The sequence below is a fragment of the Citrobacter braakii genome, assembly GCF_002075345.1.
Taxonomy (GTDB): domain Bacteria; phylum Pseudomonadota; class Gammaproteobacteria; order Enterobacterales; family Enterobacteriaceae; genus Citrobacter; species Citrobacter braakii.
On record NZ_NAEW01000076.1, the window covers coordinates 1 to 1,070 of the forward strand.

1 protein-coding gene is annotated in these 1,070 nt (G+C 53.6%); it reads left to right on the top strand.

Features of this window, described 5'->3' with window-relative positions:
* A partial coding sequence (gene tuf / locus BZK42_RS27870; RefSeq protein WP_048338893.1) for an elongation factor Tu occupies window positions 1–1,070 on the top strand: 1,070 nt, incomplete at both ends.

A 1,070-nucleotide genomic window follows, 5' to 3' on the forward strand; every position in this document is an offset into this window, starting at 1 on the left:
ACCGTACTGGCTAAAACCTACGGCGGTGCTGCTCGTGCATTCGACCAGATCGATAACGCGCCGGAAGAAAAAGCTCGTGGTATCACCATCAACACTTCTCACGTTGAATATGACACCCCGACTCGCCACTACGCACACGTAGACTGCCCGGGCCACGCCGACTATGTTAAAAACATGATCACCGGTGCTGCGCAGATGGACGGCGCGATCCTGGTTGTTGCTGCGACTGACGGCCCGATGCCGCAGACTCGTGAGCACATCCTGCTGGGTCGTCAGGTAGGCGTTCCGTACATCATCGTGTTCCTGAACAAATGCGACATGGTTGATGACGAAGAGCTGCTGGAACTGGTAGAAATGGAAGTTCGTGAACTTCTGTCTCAGTACGATTTCCCGGGCGACGACACTCCGATCGTTCGTGGTTCTGCTCTGAAAGCGCTGGAAGGCGAAGCAGAGTGGGAAGCGAAAATCATCGAACTGGCTGGCTTCCTGGATTCTTATATCCCAGAACCAGAGCGTGCGATTGACAAGCCGTTCCTGCTGCCTATCGAAGACGTATTCTCCATCTCCGGTCGTGGTACCGTTGTTACCGGTCGTGTAGAGCGCGGTATCATCAAAGTTGGTGAAGAAGTTGAAATCGTTGGTATCAAAGAGACTGCTAAGTCTACCTGTACTGGCGTTGAAATGTTCCGCAAACTGCTGGACGAAGGCCGTGCTGGTGAGAACGTTGGTGTTCTGCTGCGTGGTATCAAACGTGAAGAAATCGAACGTGGTCAGGTACTGGCTAAGCCGGGCTCTATCAAGCCGCACACCAAGTTCGAATCTGAAGTGTACATTCTGTCCAAAGATGAAGGCGGCCGTCATACTCCGTTCTTCAAAGGCTACCGTCCGCAGTTCTACTTCCGTACTACTGACGTGACTGGTACCATCGAACTGCCGGAAGGCGTTGAGATGGTAATGCCGGGCGACAACATCAAAATGGTTGTTACCCTGATCCACCCAATCGCGATGGACGACGGTCTGCGTTTCGCAATCCGTGAAGGCGGCCGTACTGTTGGTGCGGGCGTTGTTGC